At 52.6% G+C, this 19209-nt stretch carries 20 protein-coding genes and 1 tRNA gene; 11 read left to right on the plus strand and 10 right to left on the minus strand.

Annotated features, from left to right (window positions below):
• The first annotated feature begins 32 nt into the window (after positions 1-32).
• Positions 33-728: an ArsR/SmtB family transcription factor gene (locus TH25_RS01050; RefSeq protein WP_114086568.1), complete on the plus strand. Its 696-nt coding sequence runs from the start codon at positions 33-35 to the stop codon at positions 726-728.
• Here TH25_RS01050 and cobB read toward each other — a convergent pair.
• The 3 genes from cobB to hrcA form a co-directional block, all read right to left on the minus strand.
• The gene (cobB, locus tag TH25_RS01055; protein ID WP_114086569.1) at positions 695-1456 is read right to left on the minus strand and encodes a Sir2 family NAD+-dependent deacetylase; all 762 of its coding nucleotides are present in this window, start codon (positions 1454-1456) and stop codon (positions 695-697) included. The two genes, TH25_RS01050 and cobB, sit on opposite strands and share 34 nt — an antisense overlap.
• 144 nt (positions 1457-1600) lie before the next feature.
• Positions 1601-2251 (minus strand): nucleotide exchange factor GrpE, encoded by a 651-nt coding sequence (grpE, locus tag TH25_RS01060; RefSeq protein ID WP_114086570.1) that lies wholly within the window; start codon positions 2249-2251, stop codon positions 1601-1603.
• A 52-nt stretch (positions 2252-2303) separates the two neighbouring features.
• Positions 2304-3362: a heat-inducible transcriptional repressor HrcA gene (gene hrcA / locus TH25_RS01065; protein ID WP_114086571.1), complete on the minus strand. Its 1059-nt coding sequence runs from the start codon at positions 3360-3362 to the stop codon at positions 2304-2306.
• Between the two features lie 269 nt (positions 3363-3631).
• On the opposite strand from hrcA, the gene rph reads away from it, so the two are divergent.
• The 9 genes from rph (at position 3632) to TH25_RS01110 (ending at position 9927) form a co-directional block, all read left to right on the plus strand.
• Positions 3632-4348 carry a ribonuclease PH gene (rph, locus tag TH25_RS01070; protein WP_114086572.1) on the plus strand — a complete coding sequence of 239 codons (717 nt, stop codon included), beginning with the start codon at positions 3632-3634 and terminating at the stop codon, positions 4346-4348.
• Positions 4349-4420: 72 nt separating this feature from the next.
• Positions 4421-5017, plus strand: coding sequence for an RdgB/HAM1 family non-canonical purine NTP pyrophosphatase (rdgB, locus tag TH25_RS01075; RefSeq protein WP_114086573.1), 597 nt, complete (start codon positions 4421-4423; stop codon positions 5015-5017).
• Positions 5018-5148: 131 nt separating this feature from the next.
• The gene (gene hemW / locus TH25_RS01080; protein ID WP_114086574.1) at positions 5149-6333 is read left to right on the plus strand and encodes a radical SAM family heme chaperone HemW; all 1185 of its coding nucleotides are present in this window, start codon (positions 5149-5151) and stop codon (positions 6331-6333) included.
• A 167-nt stretch (positions 6334-6500) separates the two neighbouring features.
• A tRNA-Leu gene (locus TH25_RS01085) sits at positions 6501-6587 on the plus strand.
• Between the two features lie 315 nt (positions 6588-6902).
• Positions 6903-7232: a hypothetical protein gene (locus TH25_RS01090; protein ID WP_114086575.1), complete on the plus strand. Its 330-nt coding sequence runs from the start codon at positions 6903-6905 to the stop codon at positions 7230-7232.
• A 281-nt stretch (positions 7233-7513) separates the two neighbouring features.
• Positions 7514-7972 (plus strand): ribonuclease HI, encoded by a 459-nt coding sequence (gene rnhA / locus TH25_RS01095; protein ID WP_114086576.1) that lies wholly within the window; start codon positions 7514-7516, stop codon positions 7970-7972.
• A 20-nt stretch (positions 7973-7992) separates the two neighbouring features.
• The gene (locus tag TH25_RS01100) at positions 7993-8310 is read left to right on the plus strand and encodes a Rha family transcriptional regulator (RefSeq protein ID WP_114086577.1); all 318 of its coding nucleotides are present in this window, start codon (positions 7993-7995) and stop codon (positions 8308-8310) included.
• A gap of 197 nt (positions 8311-8507) precedes the next feature.
• On the plus strand, positions 8508-8702 hold the full coding sequence (locus tag TH25_RS01105; protein ID WP_258549008.1) for a Rha family transcriptional regulator: 195 nt from the start codon (positions 8508-8510) through the stop codon (positions 8700-8702).
• 661 nt (positions 8703-9363) lie between these two features.
• Positions 9364-9927 (plus strand): recombinase family protein, encoded by a 564-nt coding sequence (locus TH25_RS01110; protein ID WP_114086579.1) that lies wholly within the window; start codon positions 9364-9366, stop codon positions 9925-9927.
• Between the two features lie 208 nt (positions 9928-10135).
• On the opposite strand, the gene TH25_RS01115 is transcribed toward TH25_RS01110, so the two are convergent.
• The 7 genes from TH25_RS01115 to TH25_RS01145 form a co-directional block, all read right to left on the minus strand.
• Positions 10136-11095 (minus strand): hypothetical protein, encoded by a 960-nt coding sequence (locus tag TH25_RS01115; RefSeq protein ID WP_147252962.1) that lies wholly within the window; start codon positions 11093-11095, stop codon positions 10136-10138.
• A 107-nt stretch (positions 11096-11202) separates the two neighbouring features.
• Positions 11203-11433, minus strand: a complete 231-nt coding sequence (locus TH25_RS01120) for a hypothetical protein (RefSeq protein WP_114086581.1) — start codon at positions 11431-11433, stop codon at positions 11203-11205.
• 63 nt (positions 11434-11496) lie between these two features.
• The gene (locus TH25_RS01125) at positions 11497-14667 is read right to left on the minus strand and encodes a type I restriction endonuclease subunit R (protein WP_114086582.1); all 3171 of its coding nucleotides are present in this window, start codon (positions 14665-14667) and stop codon (positions 11497-11499) included.
• A 1-nt stretch (position 14668) separates the two neighbouring features.
• Complete coding sequence (locus tag TH25_RS01130) at positions 14669-15037, minus strand: hypothetical protein (protein WP_114086583.1); 369 nt, start codon at positions 15035-15037, stop codon at positions 14669-14671.
• Positions 15034-16305, minus strand: coding sequence for a restriction endonuclease subunit S (locus TH25_RS01135; protein ID WP_114086584.1), 1272 nt, complete (start codon positions 16303-16305; stop codon positions 15034-15036). The genes TH25_RS01130 and TH25_RS01135 overlap by 4 nt, the downstream gene beginning before the upstream one ends.
• The gene (locus tag TH25_RS01140) at positions 16302-17858 is read right to left on the minus strand and encodes a type I restriction-modification system subunit M (protein ID WP_114086585.1); all 1557 of its coding nucleotides are present in this window, start codon (positions 17856-17858) and stop codon (positions 16302-16304) included. Before TH25_RS01140 ends, TH25_RS01135 begins: the two co-directional genes overlap by 4 nt.
• Before the next feature lie 74 nt (positions 17859-17932).
• Positions 17933-18616, minus strand: a complete 684-nt coding sequence (locus TH25_RS01145) for a recombinase family protein (RefSeq protein WP_114086586.1) — start codon at positions 18614-18616, stop codon at positions 17933-17935.
• 118 nt (positions 18617-18734) lie between these two features.
• On the opposite strand from TH25_RS01145, the gene TH25_RS01150 reads away from it, so the two are divergent.
• Complete coding sequence (locus tag TH25_RS01150) at positions 18735-19136, plus strand: hypothetical protein (protein ID WP_114086587.1); 402 nt, start codon at positions 18735-18737, stop codon at positions 19134-19136.
• Positions 19137-19209: the final 73 nt, after the last annotated feature.

A 19209-nucleotide genomic window follows, 5' to 3' on the forward strand; every position in this document is an offset into this window, starting at 1 on the left:
TTTTGCACGAATGTTTCGATTAAGATCGAATTATGAAAGAAGGACCGGATATTGCCCGTGTGGCCGCTTTGATTGGGGATCCGGCGCGGGCCAACATGTTGACCGCGCTGATGTCTGGCCGTGCCTTAACCGCAACCGAATTGGCCCTGGAGGCCGGTGTGACCGCGCAGACGGCCAGTTCGCATTTGGCAAAACTGCATGAAGGCGGGATTGTTGCCGCCCGCAAGCAGGGGCGACATCGTTATTTCACCCTTGATAATCCCGATATTGTCGAACTTCTGGAAAATCTGATGGGGATTGCCCAGCGCACCGGGCATAACCGGGTGCGGACGGGACCAAAGGACCCGGCCCTGCGCAAGGCCCGTATTTGTTATGACCATCTTGCCGGCGAAATGGGCGTTGCCCTGTTCGAGAATTTGCAACAGCGGCAGTTTATCGTTTTTGACGATAGCGGCGAGATGCGCATCAGCAAACAGGGCGCGGCCTTTGTGCAGGATTTTGGCCTGGATTTGGTGCAGATGCGGCAAATGCGCCGTCCCCTGTGCCGGGAATGCCTGGACTGGAGCATGCGGCGGTCGCATTTGGCAGGAGCCTTGGGCGCCGGGTTGTTACAACGCATGTTTGAGCTCGGCTGGGCCAGAAAATCAAACGAATCGCGCGTGATTGATTTTACCCCGACCGGGGAAAAGGCGTTTTACGACCTGTTTGCCGCGCTTCCCAATAACTGATCAACAAAAGCGGGCACGGTTTGGGTGGCCGGACCATAGATCGCATGGTCAAACAGGCTGGCCCCGTCGCTGGGTTCCAGATTGATCTCGATGGTTTCGGCCTGGGCATGGTGATGGGCAATTTCCACAAACCCTGCCGCCGGATACACATTGCCCGATGTGCCGATGGAGATAAACAGCCCGCAATTTTCCAGGGCCTGATAAATCCGTTCCATCTCCAGCGGCATTTCGCCAAACCACACCACATGGGGCCGCAGCCCGCCGGTTTTGTCACAGGACGGGCAGGTATCGGTTGCGCCCAAATCATTTTGCCACGGCGAAATGGCTTCGCAATGATGACAGCGTATTTTCAGCAATTCGCCGTGCATGTGGATCAGGTTTTTGCTGCCTGCGCGACTATGCAGGTCATCAATATTTTGCGTTACCAGCAACACATCCCCGGGCCATTCCCGTTCCAGCCGGGCCAGAGCGAGATGGGCGGCATTGGGAATGACCGCTGTATCATGCAAAATTTTGCGCCGGTCATTGTAAAATGACTGCACCAGATCGGGGTTGGCGATGAAGGCTTCGGGGGTGGCAACTTCGGAAATATCGTATTTGGCCCAAATGCCATCCGGGTCGCGAAAGGTGTGTAACCCGCTTTCACGCGAAATGCCTGCTCCGGTTAAAATAACAATGGGTGCGGCTTCATCGCGCAATATATCCGTCAACGTCCTGGAAATTGTCATCTTTGCCCCGAGAAAACATCTGGTCTGGTTGGTTTTGGCGTAGTTTACAGGATCGAACCGGTCTCGGAAACATTGCGAATCGGCATAAAAATGGCCCCGGGCAGGGTGCGCGCGGGGCCATTCTGGTCCGTTCTGTATCGGCGATCAGGCCGACGTATCGACATTGCTGCCCGGTTCGTCATTGGCATCCGGGGTTGCGTTGCCCCCCTTGGCAACACCGACCATTGCCGGGCGCAACAGGCGCCCCTTAAGCACGTAACCGGCCTGCATCACCTGGGCGACATGGCCGTCGGGATGCTCCGTGCTGGGCATTTCAAACACCGCCTGGTGTTTGTTGGGGTCCAGTTTTTCGCCCAGCGGCTCAAGCTTTTCGATGCCGTTCTGCTCGAACGATTTCAAAAGCGTGCGTTCGGTCATTTCAACGCCTTCGATCAGCGTTTTCATCGCTTCATTCTGCTGTGCACCATCGCCGACAGCCTCAAGGGCGCGGCGCAGATTGTCGCTGACATCCAAAAGGTCGCGGGCGAATTTGGTAATGGCGTAATTGGCCGAATCCTCGACATCCTTTTTGGCCCGGCGACGGATATTTTCCGCTTCGGCGGCGGTACGCAGCAGGCGGTCTTTCAGTTCGGCATTTTCGGCCTGCAGGGCGGCAATCACATCATCTGGCGTTTTTGCAGCTTCAGCCTGGTCCTGTGCCACATCTTCCTGTGCGGCTTCCTCGGCGGCAACCTGTTCGGCCGGGGAGGCATCGTGCATTTCTTCTTCGGTGGTGTTTTTTGCGGTTTCCGTCATTGTTGGACTACCTTCATTTGTTGTGTGGCCTGACACGCAGCGCCACCTAAAATTAACCAATCAGTCGCCCGACCAGCTTGGCGGTATAGTCGACCAGCGGAATGATGCGGGCATAATTGATCCGCGTTGGTCCGACAACCCCGATTGCGCCGACAATGCTTCCTTCGGCGTTCTGATAGGGCGATATCACCATCGACAACCCCGATCCACCAAACAGCTTGTTTTCGGTGCCGATAAAAATCTGAACGCCCTCCGCTTCCGATGTCACATCCAGAAGCTCGATCATCTGATCGCGTGCTTCCAGAACGTTAAACAGCCGCCGAACGGTTTCAAGCTGCTCGATCGTGGCAATATTCTCCAGTAGCTGTGACTGACCCTTGATGATCAGTGACGAATCCTTCACCCCACCTGCCCAGGTTGCAATACCCGCATCAATCAGGCTGGCCGACAGAACGTCAAGCTCGCTCTGGATGCGTTCGCGTTCGCGTGCGACCAGAAGGCGTGCATCATCAAGAGTCTTTCCAGCTAGCTGCGTATTTAGATAATTCGCCGCCTCTGTCAATGCCGAGGTCGGCATATTGGTGGGCACATCAACGATGCGGTTTTCCACACTGCCATTTTGCGCCACCAGCACCGCCAGCACCTTGCCCGGCGAAAGGGGTACGAATTCGATCTGTTTCAGGCGCAGCCCGTCGGTTTTGGGGGCAACCACCAGCCCGGCACAGCGCGACAGGCCAGAAAGCATGCTGGTGGCCTCGCCCAGCATTTCATCAAGTGAATATCCAGCGCGTTCGCAGTTTTTTGTCAACTGGTCGCGTTCGGCATTGGGCAGGTCGCCCACTTCCATCAGCGCGTTGACAAATAACCGCAATCCCTTTTCGCTGGGCAGGCGACCAGCCGAAATATGCGGGGCGACCAAAAGCCCCTGTTCCTCCAGATCGGCCATGACATTGCGCACGGTTGCCGCCGAAAGTTTTTCCGACAAACGCCGGGCAATGGTCCGCGATCCGATGGGTTCACCGGTTTCGACATAGGCATCAACGATCTGACGGAACACCTCGCGGGATCGTTCATTCAGATCGCCCAGCATTGTGTTGTCCAAAAGTGTCATCTTAGATCTAAAACCTTGTCATATACGGTTTTGTGCGATCATGAGAATTTAGACACCCCCCGGCGCGGCGTCAATTGCAGGCTGAAACGAGGCGGGTGACAACAATTTGTCCCCTTGGGACGGACGGGGTGTTTCAGTGCGATCAAACCGGCAAGAAACCGGGGAAAAGGCTGGACCTTTGCCGGGCGGAGCATTAGCTTGAGGCCATTCTCGATCTGGCGGGGCCCTGATGCCAGCCGGTTTATTCATTTTCTTACGAGGTTTCCTTTATGCGTCCTTCCGGTCGTTCCCTTGATCAGCTTCGCGATGTCACCATTGAAACCGGTGTCAGCAAATATGCCGAAGGCTCCTGCCTGATTAAATTTGGCGATACCCATGTTTTGTGTACCGCCACGGTCGAAGACAAGGTGCCGGGCTGGATGCGCAATTCGGGCAAGGGCTGGATCACGGCGGAATATGGCATGCTGCCGCGTGCGACCGATTCGCGCATGCAGCGTGAAGCCACCCGTGGTGGCCAGTCCGGTCGCACCCAGGAAATCCAGCGCCTGATTGGCCGTTCCATTCGTGCCGTGACCGACCTTAAGGCCATGGGCGAAATGCAGATGCGCCTGGATTGTGACGTTATCCAGGCCGATGGCGGCACGCGCACGGCCTCGATCACCGGGGCCTATGTTGCGGCCCATCTGGCCTTTCAGGGCGTGCGTCGCCTGGGCCTGATCAAGGAAATTCCGTTAACCCAGGCGGTGGCGGCCATTTCGTGTGGTATTTATAACGATACCCCGGTTCTTGACCTTGATTACGCCGAAGATAGCAATGCCGGGGCCGACGCCAACTTTGTGCTGGCCGGCAATGGCGGCCTTGTTGAAATTCAGGCCACTGCCGAAGATGTACCGTTTGAGCGCGCAGCGTTTGATCAGATGCTGGAACTGGCGCGTAAGGGCTGTGACGAACTGTTTGTCAAGCAGCGTCAGGCTCTTGGCTTGTAAGCCGGTTCTTCTGATTGCGTATTGGTCCTGATTGTTACTGACAAAGTCACAGGCGAGAAAATAGGCGAGAAAATGGTACGTCGCTTTACCGAAAAGAAACTGGTGATTGCCAGTCACAACAAAGGCAAGATCGTTGAAATTGCCGAGCTTCTGGCGCCCTTCGGGATCGAGGTTGTCTCGGCCGGGGATCTGGGTTTGCCGGAACCCGAAGAAACCGAAAATTCCTTTATCGGCAATGCGCAGTTAAAGGCACTGGCGGCAGCACGGGCGGCAAATCTGCCTGCGTTGGCCGATGATTCGGGCATGGCGGTTTCAGCACTCGATGGGGCACCGGGCATTTATTCCGCCCGCTGGGCCGGGCCGGACCGCGATTTTGATATGGCAATGGAAAAGGTTAACAAGGCGGTGGGCAACCATCCGGACCGGCGGGCAGAGTTTGTCTGTGCCCTGTCACTGGCCTGGCCCGATGACCATGTTGAAAATTTTGAAGGCCGGATCGAAGGTGATCTGGTCTGGCCCAAACGGGGTAAAAACGGGTTTGGTTACGACCCGATGTTTCAGCCGCGTGGTTATGATGAAACCTTTGGTGAAATGAGCCCGGCCAAAAAACATGACATCAGCCACCGTGCCCGTGCCTTTGACCAATTGGTAAAGGCTTGCTTCGCATAGGGATTTTTGGGGCTATCCCCGTGAAATTTCCGGTTTTGGGCACCGTCGGTTAACATCGTCGGTGCCTGAACTTTTTCAACCCGGAGCGAAAGACCGGGTTTTTGTGCAAATTTGAAAGAACATTCCCGTAAATGACGCCTGAAACCGTTCCCTTTGGCATTTATATTCACTGGCCGTTTTGCCTGTCAAAATGCCCCTATTGCGATTTCAACAGCCATATTGCCAGCCATGTGGATCATCACCGCTGGCGTGCGGCCCTGCGGGCGGAACTGGCTGCCGGGGCGGCACGGCACCCCGACCGGGTGGTGGGGTCAGTGTTTTTTGGCGGTGGAACACCGTCCCTGATGGACCCGGAAACGGCGGGGGCGCTGATTGCCGATATTCGCAGCCATTGGCGCATGGCCGATGATGTTGAAATCACGCTGGAGGCCAATCCCGGCACGGTCGAGATTGACCGGTTTTCCGCCTTTGCCGCCAATGGCATCAATCGGGTATCGCTGGGGATTCAGGCGCTCAATGATCGCGATCTGGAATTTTTGGGCCGTGTTCATAACGCGACGGAGGCGCGGCGCGCCCTTGATGTTGCCACCAGCGTGTTTGACCGCTTTTCCTTTGACCTGATTTATGCCCGCCCGGACCATGACCCGCAGGCCTGGCGACGCGAATTGCGCGAGGGGCTGGAGATCGCTCGCGGGCATATCTCGCTTTATCAGTTGACCATTGAACCGGGTACACGGTTTTACACCCTGCATCAGCGTGGTGAATTGAAGGTACCGGGCGAGGATCTGGCAGCCGAGCTTTATGACATCACCCAGGAAGAAACCGAACGGGCCGGTTATCGCTGTTACGAGGTGTCCAACCATGCCCGACCGGGGCAGGAAAGCCGCCATAACCTGGTTTACTGGCGTTATGGCGATTATCTGGGTATTGGCCCCGGCGCACATGGCCGTGAAGCCGTGGTGGGCGAGGATGGCCGCATAACGCCAACGGCAGTGCGCCGTCACCGCGCGCCCGATATCTGGCTGGACCGGGTGGAAAAGCTGGGCCACGGCACACAGGAAGAAGTCGTTCTTGATAATGACGAACGCCTGATTGAAATGGTGATGATGGGCCTGCGTCTGAATGAACCGATTCCCCTGGCCCGGTTTGAACGCATTGGCGGGGCGGGGCCGCGTGATTTGCTTGATTCAGAGCGGCTTGAAACCCTGATGGCTTCGGGCGATTTGACGTGTGATGAACGCGGATTGCAGGCCACCCAACAGGGACGCAATCGTCTGAATGCTGTTCTGGGCTATCTTTTTGAGCCAGCGGTTTAACAGGGGCAGGGAGCGAAATGGCGGATTTGCGTCATTTTTGCAGGCCCGTCAAAAAACTGCAAAAAGAAGCGCAAAAACTTTGAAAAAGTTTGTTGACACTTGTTTGTCAGCGCGTATATTCCGCCCCGTTCCGGACGACAAATCCGGAGCATCCAACAAGCCCCTAAGCCCAGGTGGCGGAATTGGTAGACGCGCTGGCTTCAGGTGCCAGTGGCCGCAAGGTCGTGGAAGTTCGAGTCTTCTCCTGGGCACCATACCCCAAAAACTTAATGTTTTCAAAGGCTTCCGAGCCTGGGGTTTGCTTTTTGTACTACACAAAAGTACTACCGATTTCCCTTCCCTGCTGTTTCAATAATTTAGCCAAAAAAGCTGCTTGAGTTGAGAGAGAATGTCAACCGAGCAACTGCATTTACGTTGATCGATTCACGACTGCTCAGGTCCAGTTATCGCTTTCGGCTATTAATATTAGATTTATATAATAATCATTTGTTTTCAATGTCTTGTGATTAGGTGGCACTAATTGATGGACCACCAGTTGTCCGATTGTCACAACAGATAAGGAAAACACAATGAATAACCTTCAGGCACAGTACGAAAACATCCGCCGCCAGCTTGGTTTGGCCTATCACCTCGGTTTGAGCACACTTCTGGAAATTATGCATGATGGAGAGCCAGACTTAATGGGTGTTGACGAATTGCGTGATGCTCTAGCCGGTTCGGCAGACGAACGCCTTGACAACGTTCTTGAGCAGTCAAAGCATCTTATTTGCGCCGCTGTTCGCGAAGTTTCCGTTTGTGGAAAGGTCAGCCCATCACGAGCAGCAAGTCGGCTTCTTGAGATGGCTCATGATGCAGGATTTTGGGAGCTGGCGTTGATGTATCAGCCGAAGTTCCGCTGATGTGTCGGTGTCACCTCTGGCTACGGCAGATTTAGATGATTTCTGAGATAGCCTGCATCAGCTTTACACACCAGCAGGCTAACTTAATCAGCTTCAAAGCCGTATCTACCCAATGATTTCGTTCAAGCATTGTGGAGACCATTAAAGGCGTGCCGGGATGAGCCCGGCGCTCCACCATGTGAACTTCACATAGTGCCAGTTGTTGGCCGACTTGGAAGTCTGGGTAGCAGAGGTGACACCGCTTTCATAACCTAGCGCGTTGAAAATTCAAGAGTGCGGTCATGGGGAATAAAAACCATAGCTCAATTGAGATTTTTACAGACGGTGCTTGCATCGGTAATCCCGGTCCAGGCGGCTGGGCAGCCCTAATCCGCCAAGGGAAACGTATGAAGACGTTTAGTGGAGGTGAGGCGTCAACTACCAACAACCGTATGGAATTGATCGCAGCAATCAGGGCGTTAGAAGCTTTGAGACGTCCTCTTGCAGTGACTGTATTTACTGACAGCGAATACGTTCAGAAGGGCATTAGTGAGTGGATTGGGAATTGGAAAGCCAATGGTTGGCGGACTTCAGGTAGGAAGCCCGTAAAGAATGTTGATCTTTGGCGACGTCTAGATGAGTTATGCCAAATGCATGCTGTCGAATGGCGGTGGGTCAAAGGTCATGCGGGAAATGCAGGCAATGAGCGAGTTGACAAACTTGCCTACATTGAAGCACAGCGTTTTATGGAGGCGGCGTAGGTCGGGCATTTTGCTCGGCCATGTCCCTGTGTGAACTGATCACCACCCCTGTCGTCACCATCAAGAACAACGAAGTGTTCGCCAATAGCCGAGACGTTGCGGCTTACTTTGGAAAATCACATGCCCACGTCCTTCGGGACATCAGAGATACATTGCGTCCAAATCTGGATGCAAAGGAGTTCAACAAGATGTTCCTTCATGTGAAGGTCGAAACAAAAGTTGGCTTTGGCAGCCGCTATGATGACGCAGAAGACATGATCAAGGAGGGCTTCACGCTGCTTGCTATGAGGTTTACCGGGAAGAAGGCACGATCATGTGCTGCGAGACATCGTCGATAAAGTCCTGCCGGAAATCTCCCCAAATTTGGGGTGGTTTAAAAGGCTGACTGGATTGTTGACAAGGCGATAGGTGCCTTGGAATCTCAAGCATCCCCTTCATACCTGTTTTAAGAACGCTCTCCGAGCCATTCAAGGTTTGGGATGCAGCGAACAATTTTACCGGCTGAATTTTAAGCCCAGTAGCTATACTGACCTCACTGGTCGCAAGCTCCCGGCGTTTTAATATGACCAAAGACGGCTTCACGTTTCTGGTGATGGGTTTCAACGGGGCACAGGCTGCTCTCTTCAAAGAGCGATACATCGAAGAGTTCAATCGCATGGAGGCACAGCTCAAAGCTCAGTCCCTGGCGCTCCCTGATTTCTTGAACCCGGCAGAAGCTGCTCGTGTATAACGCCAATTGAGAACATCCGCAGGAGTCCAAAATCAGGCACTGGAGAGTCTCTGGCGCTCTGCTGGCTGGGTAGGTGCCGACATGAGTAGTTACTCTGTATGACTCAAAAATACCCCTTGCCGTCGATCTGGATTGGGTTGCACTAATTGAGGGAAGCCAAGACTAATACCATAAAGATAGCATAAAGATAGCTCTGGATATTATCTTCTCAATGGTAAAAATCTTAATAGATATTCCATAGAGATATAACTCAATGAAAGCCTGATGAAGAACTCTATGCTGGTCATAATGATCTACCATCAGGGGTGACATTGAATTACCAAAGGCACCTCTCTATTGATCGAGAATATTTTGGTCAAAAATTTTTGAGAGGGTATTGATGTATGAAGACCTGCACTCTTTCCCCCCTTACTCCCGTCAAAGCAGACCCTGGATAGGGGCTTTGGTGATTTCTCTGTGCGTTGATTTATTTCGACGTCTTTCCCTCTCAGTCATGGTCTGACTCTAGCTCTGCACATTCGAGTGTAGCATTTAGGCATGGTCATACAGGACGTCTTGCCCACTGCCCATTAGTGTCTTTTTTAAATTAATAATTGACTTAAGGGACGCTACAGGCCTAACGTCTTAGATGTAAATCGGACACTAAGACAGGAGACAGGCCATGCTTGTAGGTTATGCCCGTGCATCGACGCTGGACCAGAAAGCCAGCATTGAAGCCCAAGTCAGGGAACTTGAAGCCCTGCACTGTGAGAGGGTTTTCACTGAGCATGTTTCATCAGTTGATGTGAAGGCACGAGGGGAACTGGCAGCGGCGCTAGATTTCATCCGCGAAGGCGACACGCTGGTAGTCACCAAGCTCGACCGTCTTGCCCGCTCCACCGCTCACCTGATGGAATTGATGGAGGTTATTGAGAGCAAGAAGGCAGCACTGCGTATCCTTGACCTGAGCATCGACACGGGCACGGCTACAGGCAGAATGATGCTTACGGTCGTGTCCGCTATTGCTCAGTTTGAGCGTGAGATCATGCTTGAGCGACAGCGTGAGGGCATCGAGAAAGCAAGGCGTGAAGGAAAGTACAAGGGGAGACCCTCTGAGATAGACCCCACCGCCATCAAGCAACTGATGGAGGAAGGCAAGGGCGCTACGGTCATATCTAAGGAACTAGGGATTGCCAGATCTTCTGTTTATCGCGTGATCGACGGAATTAAGGCCCCTATATCGTAAGTGTTGTTATGTTTGCGGTTAGTGCCTGAGAGGGAGTGTATCTGTTTTTTGGAGAGCGGGGCAGAGCCGGGACTATAGGGGAATTACCGACACGTGCGAGTGCTGCTGTTCACCTTTCAGTGTCCTATAAGTATCTGATGTTTCAGAAATTATTATGAGTCCCTCTAATGGTAAGCTGGGGGTTCCTAATTAAGGATATACACCAGTGTTATTCCCTTCTCTCAACAGTCACCAGTCCATCAATACCAGTGTGCTTTTTGAAGGTAGAGAGCATCACTTCCTTGACCCGATCTTGTGAAGAAGAAGGAACAATCAGAGCATCATGAACAGGCAAAGCAATGATGTTCATCGCCTTGAGGTGAAGCAGGGTGTCGATCAAGATTTCACTCTCAATGAACTGAGTATCATGACCAATGCCAGTATAGAATTTAGAGCTGATCGCAGGGTGAGCTGCCTCGATTGCTCTACATACATCGGTGATATGATGGTCTCTGGCAAAACTCTGGCGTACCCCCTTGGGCATCCTGGTCAGAGGTTTGGTGCTGAAGAGCATGGCATTCATGACCCGCTTAATACCTGACCTGTGATTGGCAAAGCCTGGGACAGAATATAGGTCGTCTGCGGGTGGTTCTTCCCCCAGCATTCCGTAAATGATGCGTGGGGTCATCTGGCCGTAGTCGAGTTCGACGACAAACTCATCGCCGATCATGAGACTACCAAAGCGGTCTTTCTTCTTAAGTCGTTGCCAGAAGCCGCCAAAGAGGCGTCCACCGCTGTCAAACCGTTCTTGGGTGAATATCCTGCGCAAGCGACGGTCGTTGGGGTCTATGAACCTTTCACCCTCATTCAGTGTCGCTTCGTCAAAGCTGAGGTCAGCACAGGCCAACCATTCGTTGATATCTCGAACCTGTTGTCGATAGAGGATGGTTTCAGGCGTATCATCGTATTCGATGTCTTCGCCTTCATCCCAGAAATCCTCCTTCTTGCTGCGCAGAATGATGACTTCCTGATCGTCAGCAAGACCAAAATCCTCGATGGAGAGGACATGTTCCTCAATGCGCTGTAACGCTCTCCAGCCCGCCTTGATTGTCGATCTACGTGCAGGTCCGAAGTAGCCCTGATGTCCAACCTCAAGGGCGATGTAGGCCATCTCAGGGGCAATCATCATGTCGAGGATGGCAGGGAGCTTTTTGTTCAGTGCATATGGACGATAACGGCTCTTCCGGCCAAGCACTTGGTTGGAGCGGGTAATGAAGATGTCGCCAGCATCCCCGGTCAGATGTGATAGATCGCATCGCAGAGAATGGCCGAGACCGTCCGTTCAAAAACGGTTTGGTCAGCAGGACGGCGAGTACGTTTCCGAAGCTTGTAGTAACGTTCGTAGCTTTCAAGGAGCTTGATTGCCTCTTCAACAACTTGCTTTGCTTTGTCGGTAATGGGGATGCGCCAAGGGTTGAATGGGCGGTCTTCGAGCTTTCCGTCTTTTTGGTCTTCTGTTTCAGTCATTCTGGTGGTCACAGCATAGCCACCCCGCTCCCGCAGGGGCAAACAATGGCAGATAAAGGGAAATTAGTGGAGCGTAGAGTAAATGCTAGCCCCACCGCCAGAGTAAGAACTGAAGATGTGGGCAAATGCGGCATGGCATTTATCTTCGTATATCGTCTCGTCGTATACTTCTGGAAGGCCACGGTCCAGTTCGATCTCGATGGCCTGTCTCACAGCGCCCCTGGTGGCTGCTTTCTCTCTCCAGTCCAGAACCAGCTTTTCAGCCTTAAGCTTCTCCAGCAGGCTCTTACAGACCTTCTTGACGTTCTCTCGTTGTTTGTCGGTCAATGCGGGTTCCGGTTGCGTCAGAATGTCAAAGACAGCCAATTCTTCCTCGGTCAGGCCCTCACGCATGGCGCGTTGGTCTTCTTCATTGGTGGATGCCGCAAGGTCAAGCAACTGGTCGAAAAGCTCGTCAATGTTGGCGCTGCCGGAGTTGTATCTTGCAATCAGTTTCTCAAACTTCTCAAGGAAGTCAGCGCGTGACGGATTAAGCTTTGCCATCTGAACCAGCTTCTCGTTCAGCAACGCCTTCAGCTTTTCAGCTTCGGTCCGTTTCCGACCCTTGGCGAACTTTTCCTTAAGCTTCTCGAAGTCGATCTTGCCCAAGTCGTAAAGCTTCTCGTCAGGTGTTTCATGGATAAGGTAGGGAACCGGCGCGACAGAACGGTCGAGCAAGTCTTCAACCTGGTCCATCACCGTTGAGATGTCGATAGGTGGGGCTTCTTTCTTGATCTTGATTGCTAACACCGAAATCAAAACTGCGTCGGCTACAACTTCATTGGCGATTTTATCAGGAAGAATGGCCCGGTAAACGCGTGAGACCGAGGACGCCATGCTCAGGAACGTTCGTTTCTCGTCGTCGTTTTTGATCAGCTTCTCAAGTGCATCATCAACGAGAGCAATTTTTTCGAAACCCTTTGCCTCTTTGATCTTGGTGGGGTCAATTTCCCTTTCGACCATATAGCCTATCGCTGGTGCGATCAGCTTCTTGAGGTGTTCGACAAGTTCACTCTTGTCTTTGATCGGCTGTTCGCCACCGCTTCCGGCCTCTCCACCATAGATCGACAAGGCTTCCTGAAGCTTTCTGAATACGCCTACATAGTCGACAATCAAGCCCGCTTCTTTGCCTGGATACTTGCGATTTGCCCTGGCAATTGTCTGCATCAGGGTATGGTTTTTCATCGGCTTGTCGAGATAGATGGTTGAACAAGACGGGACATCAAACCCGGTAATCCACATTGCACAGACAAATACGAGGCGCAGTGGATTGGCGGCGTCTTTAAATTCCTCGTCAATATCGTCTTCGACCATCCGTCTGCGGTGAGGCAGAATGTCGAGACCCTTGGCTTCCATCTCGGCGATTTCATTCTGCCCCTGGGAAACAACCACCGCCATGTCCGTTTCTTCCATGCGTTCAATGGTCGCCTGGATGGCTTCGCGTTCTTCCCTGGGGACTGTGGTGAGCTTTGCTTTCAAACGCGACAGATGGTCTTTCCAGTGCGCCTGAACCTTGTCATACATCTTGATGGCAGTTGCCTTGTCGATGCAGACCATCATCGCCTTACCCTGATACCCCCGACCGGTGAAGTGCTGCACGAGGTCTTCAGCAATCGCTTCCAGGCGTTCATCGCGGGTAATCAGATGATACTCTTTGGCGAAAACCTGCTGAACCTTGCGTTCCTGGTCGCTATCCAGCTCGGCATCTTCAAGGATTTTCTGTAGGTCGTCTGACAGGTTCTCGTTGGTGAGCTGAAGTTCGGGAATACGGTTTTCGTAATACAGGGGCACCGTTGCGCCATCAGCAATCGACTGACCAAAGTCATAGACCGAGATGTAGTCACCAAACACCTCTTTGGTCTTCTCCTCGCCCGCAATCAACGGAGTACCTGTAAAGCCAAGGAATGCCGCATTTGGCAGTGCGGAGCGCATGTTTAGCGCCAGCGTGTCATATTGCGAACGGTGGGCTTCGTCCGTGATGACGATGATGTCTTGGCGGTCTGACAGCTTCGGGTAAACCTCACCCTGTGCCGTGCCGAACTTGTGGATGAGTGTGAAGACATAGCGGTGGTCTTCGGTCAGCAATTGCCTCAGATGGGCGCGACTGGTCGCATGGGCTTCTGCCTCTGTCACTGCACCGGTGGCGGCAAACGTCTTGTATATCTGGCTGTCCAGTTCTTCGCGGTCGGTAACGATCAGGAAGGTCCAGTTGCCGGGAACGGTGCGCAAAATCTTCTGGGTGAAGAACACCATCGAAAGCGACTTGCCCGACCCTTGGGTGTGCCAGAAAACCCCAAGCCTACCGGCTTGATTAGCAGGACGTTTGCTGACTTTCTTCAGTTCCTTGATGGCTTTGTTAACGCCAAGATACTGATGGTTCTTCGCAACCTTCTTGATCAAGCCACCCTTGGCTTCCTCAAACACCGTGAAGTTTTCAACGATGTCGAGCAGGCGTTCAGGCGTTGCTGTTCCCCTGATCATCGTTTCAAGGGAAACCACACCGGTTTCACCTTCGTCGTTTATGCGTTTCCATTCAAAGAAATGCTCCCAGGCGGCAGAGGTGCTTCCCATCACGCTTTTGGAGCCATTGGAAAGCATCAGGAAGCTATTGTAGGTGAACAACTGGGGAATGGCGTTGCGGTAATCTGTGAGGTTGCCGTCGTAAGCCGCTTTCAGTGTGTTGTGGCTGGCTTTCAGCTCAATGAACAACAACGGAATGCCATTCACAAAGCCTACCAGGTCACAGCGACGATTATACAGATCGCCACGCACCCAGAATTGAGACGCGAGGAAGAAGTCGTTATTCTCCGGCGTGTTCCAGTCGATCACACGGACAAGCTCGCTGGTCGGTCGTCCGTGTTCATCGTGAACCTCGACCCGAACTCCATGCTTCAGCAGTCCATAGATTTCCTGATTGGCATTCACCGCAATCATGGTGGAACGATCACGGGTTAGGGTTTCGACTGCCTGATCGAATGCATCGTTGCCGAGCTTCGGGTTTAACCGAACCAGTGCCGAGCGAAGGCGGGCAACTAGCACCACTTCATGATCGTTCTTTCTGCCTTCGCTGGACGCACCATTCGCCCATTCACCATAAAGGTTTGCAATCTCCCAGCCCAAATCCCCGAACAGGCGCAGAGCATCTTGTTCAAGCGCATCTTCAGAATATTCATAGGCGGGAGACGGTGGAGTCATATCACTTTGGCTCCGCTTTCAGGTTTGAAAGGTGCTTTCGTAGCTCAGGGTCAATCGTGAGTTCGGCTTGGGGTAGTTTTAGAGATACCCCCTCGACAGTTACTGCCTTTCTAAGCGGCAGAACGATACGTGGGGTGCTATCTCTGGTCATTCGTAACTCGTACAGCGGACGCCATTTCGAAGGTGGTTCGGAAATAGGACGCCAGACCAGGAGGAAATCATTACGGTGCTCAACAAAGGCGGTTTCAATCTTTCGGTCTTTGTCTTTCTCATGCGAATAGAGTAGGCGCTCAATTGTTTGATTGCCAACTTCAACACGCCCCCAGTTTTTTACAGAGCGCCGTGCGATTTGATCTCCCCTCGAAATCATGCCACTGCGTTCTCCAGGTTGTTTTCACCCTCACTCACAGTAATCTCACCAGAGATCAGTTTGGGTAGCAGAAGGTCACGTTGGGCACGAAGGTTATCGTTTTTGCGCTGAAGATTGAGGGACATTTTCATCATTGGTTCCACTGTTTCTTGGTATTTCTTTGCTATGTCATGTGGCGGAACTATCACGGGAATGGTTTTAAAAGTGCCTTTGGTAATTTCTTTGAAAGTTGCACCAGTTCCCAAATTGATGAATGTCTCAACGTTTGCGCGAAGCCATTGATAAAGCAAGTATAAGGGGAAATTTTCGTTCGGAAGACAGGTAATGAAACCTTGATTGGTCGCGGCCTCTGTCGTGTTGATTGCAATCGCCCCGATAGTGGCACGACTTGTCATCATTACGGACATCGGCGGAAATAGCTTCGCCGAACTCTTTTTCAAACCCAGATCGGTGATTTGAATACCTGATTTGTCCATAAAGGCTGTCTTGTCGCGTGTAAGGTCCGTTGGAGCGTACCAGTTTATCGTCCCTCCTTCCCAATATTCAGGCTCCTTCTTTGAGGGGGTACCGCCGCCGATAATCTCGAACGTGTCAGCTACAAGTTTGATTTCCCATCGGCCAGGGATTGAGCCTTGCTCAGTGTCAATGAACGTCGCGTCCTCATGCCCAGGGAAGCGGAAATGCACGAACCATTCCTCGTAGAGCCGCCGAGCCATTTCTTCCAGAATTGCAATGCGTCGCGTGTTGTTCTCGATCAGGTCGTCATAGGCGGACAGGATGGAGGCAATGCGATGTTGGTTTGGGAGTAGTGGTACGTCCACTTCCACGTCTGAGAAGGCTGATTTGTTGATGATTGGCGTCGCTGCGCCGCCTGCCAGTGACTTGATCCTGTTGGCCTGTGTCACAAGCAGGTAGTAGACGAACCTTGGATCATACTGCTCCACATCAACAACAATGCTGTTCATCTGTTGATTGGTGAAGGACCAAGCATCCGTCAAGCAGACCTTGCCGATGGTTGCACCAATGCAGACGAATGATGGGGTGTCTGGGGGCAAGATGATGCGCCGAAGGAAGTCTGCTCCTTCGTCTGAAATGAAGCGTTCTGTCGGTGCTTTCCGAACGCCCAAAGCCACGTCACTCGGTGTAACGAATGGATAGCGTTCGCCAAACAACTCAGGTCGACTGGATGGTGGCGTTCGACCCGTGACAACTCGCCCCAAGTCGCCCAGCCGAACTGTTTGCCATTCTGTTGTGTTGCCTGAGGTCACGAAGCAGCCTCCAACACAGAGACCACGTTCTCCGCAATCTGCCCTTCCAGTTCCCGCGCTTCGGAATTGAGAACCTCCAGTTCCTCGTTAAGTTCTTCCAGCCGTTCGGTGAAGTTAACGTCCTCGGCTTCTTGCGCCGACGCGCCCACGTAGCGACCAGGGTTGAGGGACCAACCTTGGGCCTCGATCTCCGAGCGGGTGGCGACTTTACAAAGGCCAGGAACATTGACATAGCCCTCGTTCAGTCCCTTCTCGGTAAGCAGGCTTTCGCTGCCTTGCTGTTGCTCAATGGGTTCGCCGCGATATAGGCGCACAATATTTGCCAAGAACTCGATCTGCTGCGGCGTGAAGTCACGATGGGCGCGGTCGATTTGGTTGAAGATATGCCGTGCATCAACAAAGAGGACCTTGTCTTCGTTGTCTTTACCAATCTTACCCTTGTCGAAGAACCAAAGCGTACAGGGCAGGGTGACGGTATAGAAAAAGTTCGGACCAACCGACACGATCACATCTACCGCACCGCTTTCGATCAGCTTCTGACGGATGGTTTGTTCGGAACCTCTGGCGTCACCAGCAGAGTTCGCCATGACGAAGCCCGCCCGCCCGCTTTCGTTCAAGGCGTTATAGAAAAGCTGTATCCACAGATAGTTGGCGTTGTCTGTTTTTGGCAGGCCGAGTGAGAAGCGAACGTCACCTTCAAGGCGCTCCTTGTCGACACCCGAAACGTTGAACGGTGGGTTTGCCATGATGAAGTCAAAACGTCCACCGAGCTTGTCCACCGAGTTATGCGGGTCTTCATAGAAGGTGTTGGCCACACGCACATCACCGGACAATCCGTGAACGGCGAGGTTCATCTTGTTCAGGTTTACCGTGGTCTGGTCTTTTTCCGTCCCGAAGATGGAGATTTCATCCATTGCGGATTTGTGGTGACGTTCAACGAAGTCAGCCGAATGCACGAACATACCGCCCGAGCCACATGCTGGGTCATAGATGCGCCCATGATATGGCTCTATAATCTCGACGATCAGCTTAACTATGGCTTCAGGGGTATAGAACACACCGCCCTTCTGGCCTTCTTTCATCGCGAAATTGCCAAGGAAATATTCGTAAACTTTACCGAATGCGTCACCGGAAAGGTCAATTGGTGCAAGCAAACGCAAAAGCTCGATCAGGACCTTATTGTCGATGCGAGTATAGTTGCGCGGCAGAGCGCCTCTGAGGTCAGGGTTTTCCTCCTCAATCGCCTTCATCGCCTCGTTGATGGATTTACCGATATTATCACCCTCGGTCAGGGCTTGGAGATACGAGAAGCGGGCTTCAGGTGGAAGGAAGATGACGTGTTCGGCTTCGTAGTCTGCCTTGCTGATCTTGCGGCGACCTCCTGTGCCAATGGGACCGAGCTTGGCTTCGGCCTCAGCATATTTCTTCTCAGCATAGCGCAGGAAAATCAGCCCTAGGACTGGTGTTGAGAACTCTGCGGGCTTCAGGTCAGAGTTTGCCCAAAGCTGGTCCGCTGTCGCCCAAAGGCGCTTTTCGATTTCCCCGTTAACCACGTAATACCCTTTTGGTCTTCTAATGTTTTGCAAAGATTACCCGGAATGGGTGTAGGACGCCACTGCTTGATTAATCAGAACGAGAGTTGATCAAGGCGGGACAATAGGTTTTTCACTGAAGACTTGTGCCACTGCCCACCGCGAGGCGTCAACATACCGCGCTTGTTGAGGATGCTTGCGATTCCGCCGAGGCTTTCAACGCCTTCAGCCCGAATGCTTTCAATAACCGGTGCAAGGTCCTTGGCGTGATCATCAGCGGCCCGTTTGATGGCCTTTACACCCGCCGTATTTCCCTTTCCAGCGCGTATCAGGGCGGCTGCACCGTTTGGATTGCCAAGCTTGGTCCCTCTTGCCTTGGCTACGGCCAGGGCCTCTGTGGTGCGCTTTGAGATGGCTTCACGTTCCTGCTGTGCGACCAGGGCCATGATGCCCACGGTCAGCTCGTTTGCATCTGGCATATCTACGGCAATGAATTTCACCCCACTGTCTCGGAGGGTCAGCAAGAAGGCAGCGTTGCGTGAAAGTCGGTCAAGCTTGGCGATGACCAGGGTTGCACCTGTGACTTTGGCGAGATGAAGGGCCTTTTGCAGTTCCGGCCTAACGTTGTTCTTCCCGCTTTCAACTTCGGTGAAGGTGCCGATGATGGTCGCGTTCCGTGCGGTTGCGAAGTCATTGATGGCCTTTGTCTGAGCTTCCAACCCCAGGCCGCTACTGCCTTGACGGGCGGTGGAGACGCGATGATAGGCAACGATTTTCATGGTGTTCGCCCTGAAGTACAAAATCACGTAATGGAGATTGGGCAAATTTGTACTTCTTGGCAAATACTATGAAGATTCGATATAAATACAATCAAAGGTAGAATTATGGAGAGATGATATGCGCTACACAGAAGTTTCTGGAAGTAAGTTTGCTATCCTCTACAAATCGGACGACGGTCCATCAGAGATTGAGGTTGGCACACTTCTGAGCGAGGGCCGAAAAACTCAAGACTTGGGTAAAGGATGGAAATTGGCTTGGGATGGTCCTCATTATGATCAAGGTGAACCTCACGTTCACGTATATCGCAATGGAAAAGAACTTTACTCTGTAAACATAAGTGGTCTCGGCCATGACGGAAGTAGTGGTAAGGAAATCCATCGGGTTCCGCTGCGAGGCATCCAAGCTAAATGGTCGCACGTTAAGAAGCTTATTGAGAGCGAAGAGGCGGACCAATTAGCGGAGAACTATGTCCCCTTAGAGATAAAAGAAGCTTTAGCCGCGGTAGTGCTTGAATGGTAGGGGAAGGGGGGGGGGAATTTCGCCATGCATCTATATCAATCCCCCTCTCAGATTTTTCCGGCAAAATCATTCC

It is taken from the genome of Thalassospira profundimaris, assembly GCF_003326755.1.
In the GTDB taxonomy this organism is placed as follows: Bacteria; Pseudomonadota; Alphaproteobacteria; order Rhodospirillales; family Thalassospiraceae; genus Thalassospira; species Thalassospira profundimaris_B.

What these genes read in the sequence shown, in the direction of transcription:
- TH25_RS01050 (WP_114086568.1), top strand. Translation starts at nt 33, where the DNA reads ATGAAAGAAGGACCGGATATTGCCCGTGTGGCCGCTTTGATTGGGGAT.
- cobB (WP_114086569.1), bottom strand. Translation starts at nt 1,456, where the DNA reads ATGACAATTTCCAGGACGTTGACGGATATATTGCGCGATGAAGCCGCA.
- grpE (WP_114086570.1), bottom strand. Translation starts at nt 2,251, where the DNA reads ATGACGGAAACCGCAAAAAACACCACCGAAGAAGAAATGCACGATGCC.
- hrcA (WP_114086571.1), bottom strand. Translation starts at nt 3,362, where the DNA reads ATGACACTTTTGGACAACACAATGCTGGGCGATCTGAATGAACGATCC.
- rph (WP_114086572.1), top strand. Translation starts at nt 3,632, where the DNA reads ATGCGTCCTTCCGGTCGTTCCCTTGATCAGCTTCGCGATGTCACCATT.
- rdgB (WP_114086573.1), top strand. Translation starts at nt 4,421, where the DNA reads ATGGTACGTCGCTTTACCGAAAAGAAACTGGTGATTGCCAGTCACAAC.
- hemW (WP_114086574.1), top strand. Translation starts at nt 5,149, where the DNA reads ATGACGCCTGAAACCGTTCCCTTTGGCATTTATATTCACTGGCCGTTT.
- TH25_RS01090 (WP_114086575.1), top strand. Translation starts at nt 6,903, where the DNA reads ATGAATAACCTTCAGGCACAGTACGAAAACATCCGCCGCCAGCTTGGT.
- rnhA (WP_114086576.1), top strand. Translation starts at nt 7,514, where the DNA reads ATGGGGAATAAAAACCATAGCTCAATTGAGATTTTTACAGACGGTGCT.
- TH25_RS01100 (WP_114086577.1), top strand. Translation starts at nt 7,993, where the DNA reads ATGTCCCTGTGTGAACTGATCACCACCCCTGTCGTCACCATCAAGAAC.
- TH25_RS01110 (WP_114086579.1), top strand. Translation starts at nt 9,364, where the DNA reads ATGCTTGTAGGTTATGCCCGTGCATCGACGCTGGACCAGAAAGCCAGC.
- TH25_RS01115 (WP_147252962.1), bottom strand. Translation starts at nt 11,095, where the DNA reads ATGATGATTGCCCCTGAGATGGCCTACATCGCCCTTGAGGTTGGACAT.
- TH25_RS01120 (WP_114086581.1), bottom strand. Translation starts at nt 11,433, where the DNA reads ATGACTGAAACAGAAGACCAAAAAGACGGAAAGCTCGAAGACCGCCCA.
- TH25_RS01125 (WP_114086582.1), bottom strand. Translation starts at nt 14,667, where the DNA reads ATGACTCCACCGTCTCCCGCCTATGAATATTCTGAAGATGCGCTTGAA.
- TH25_RS01130 (WP_114086583.1), bottom strand. Translation starts at nt 15,037, where the DNA reads ATGATTTCGAGGGGAGATCAAATCGCACGGCGCTCTGTAAAAAACTGG.
- TH25_RS01145 (WP_114086586.1), bottom strand. Translation starts at nt 18,616, where the DNA reads ATGAAAATCGTTGCCTATCATCGCGTCTCCACCGCCCGTCAAGGCAGT.
- TH25_RS01150 (WP_114086587.1), top strand. Translation starts at nt 18,735, where the DNA reads ATGCGCTACACAGAAGTTTCTGGAAGTAAGTTTGCTATCCTCTACAAA.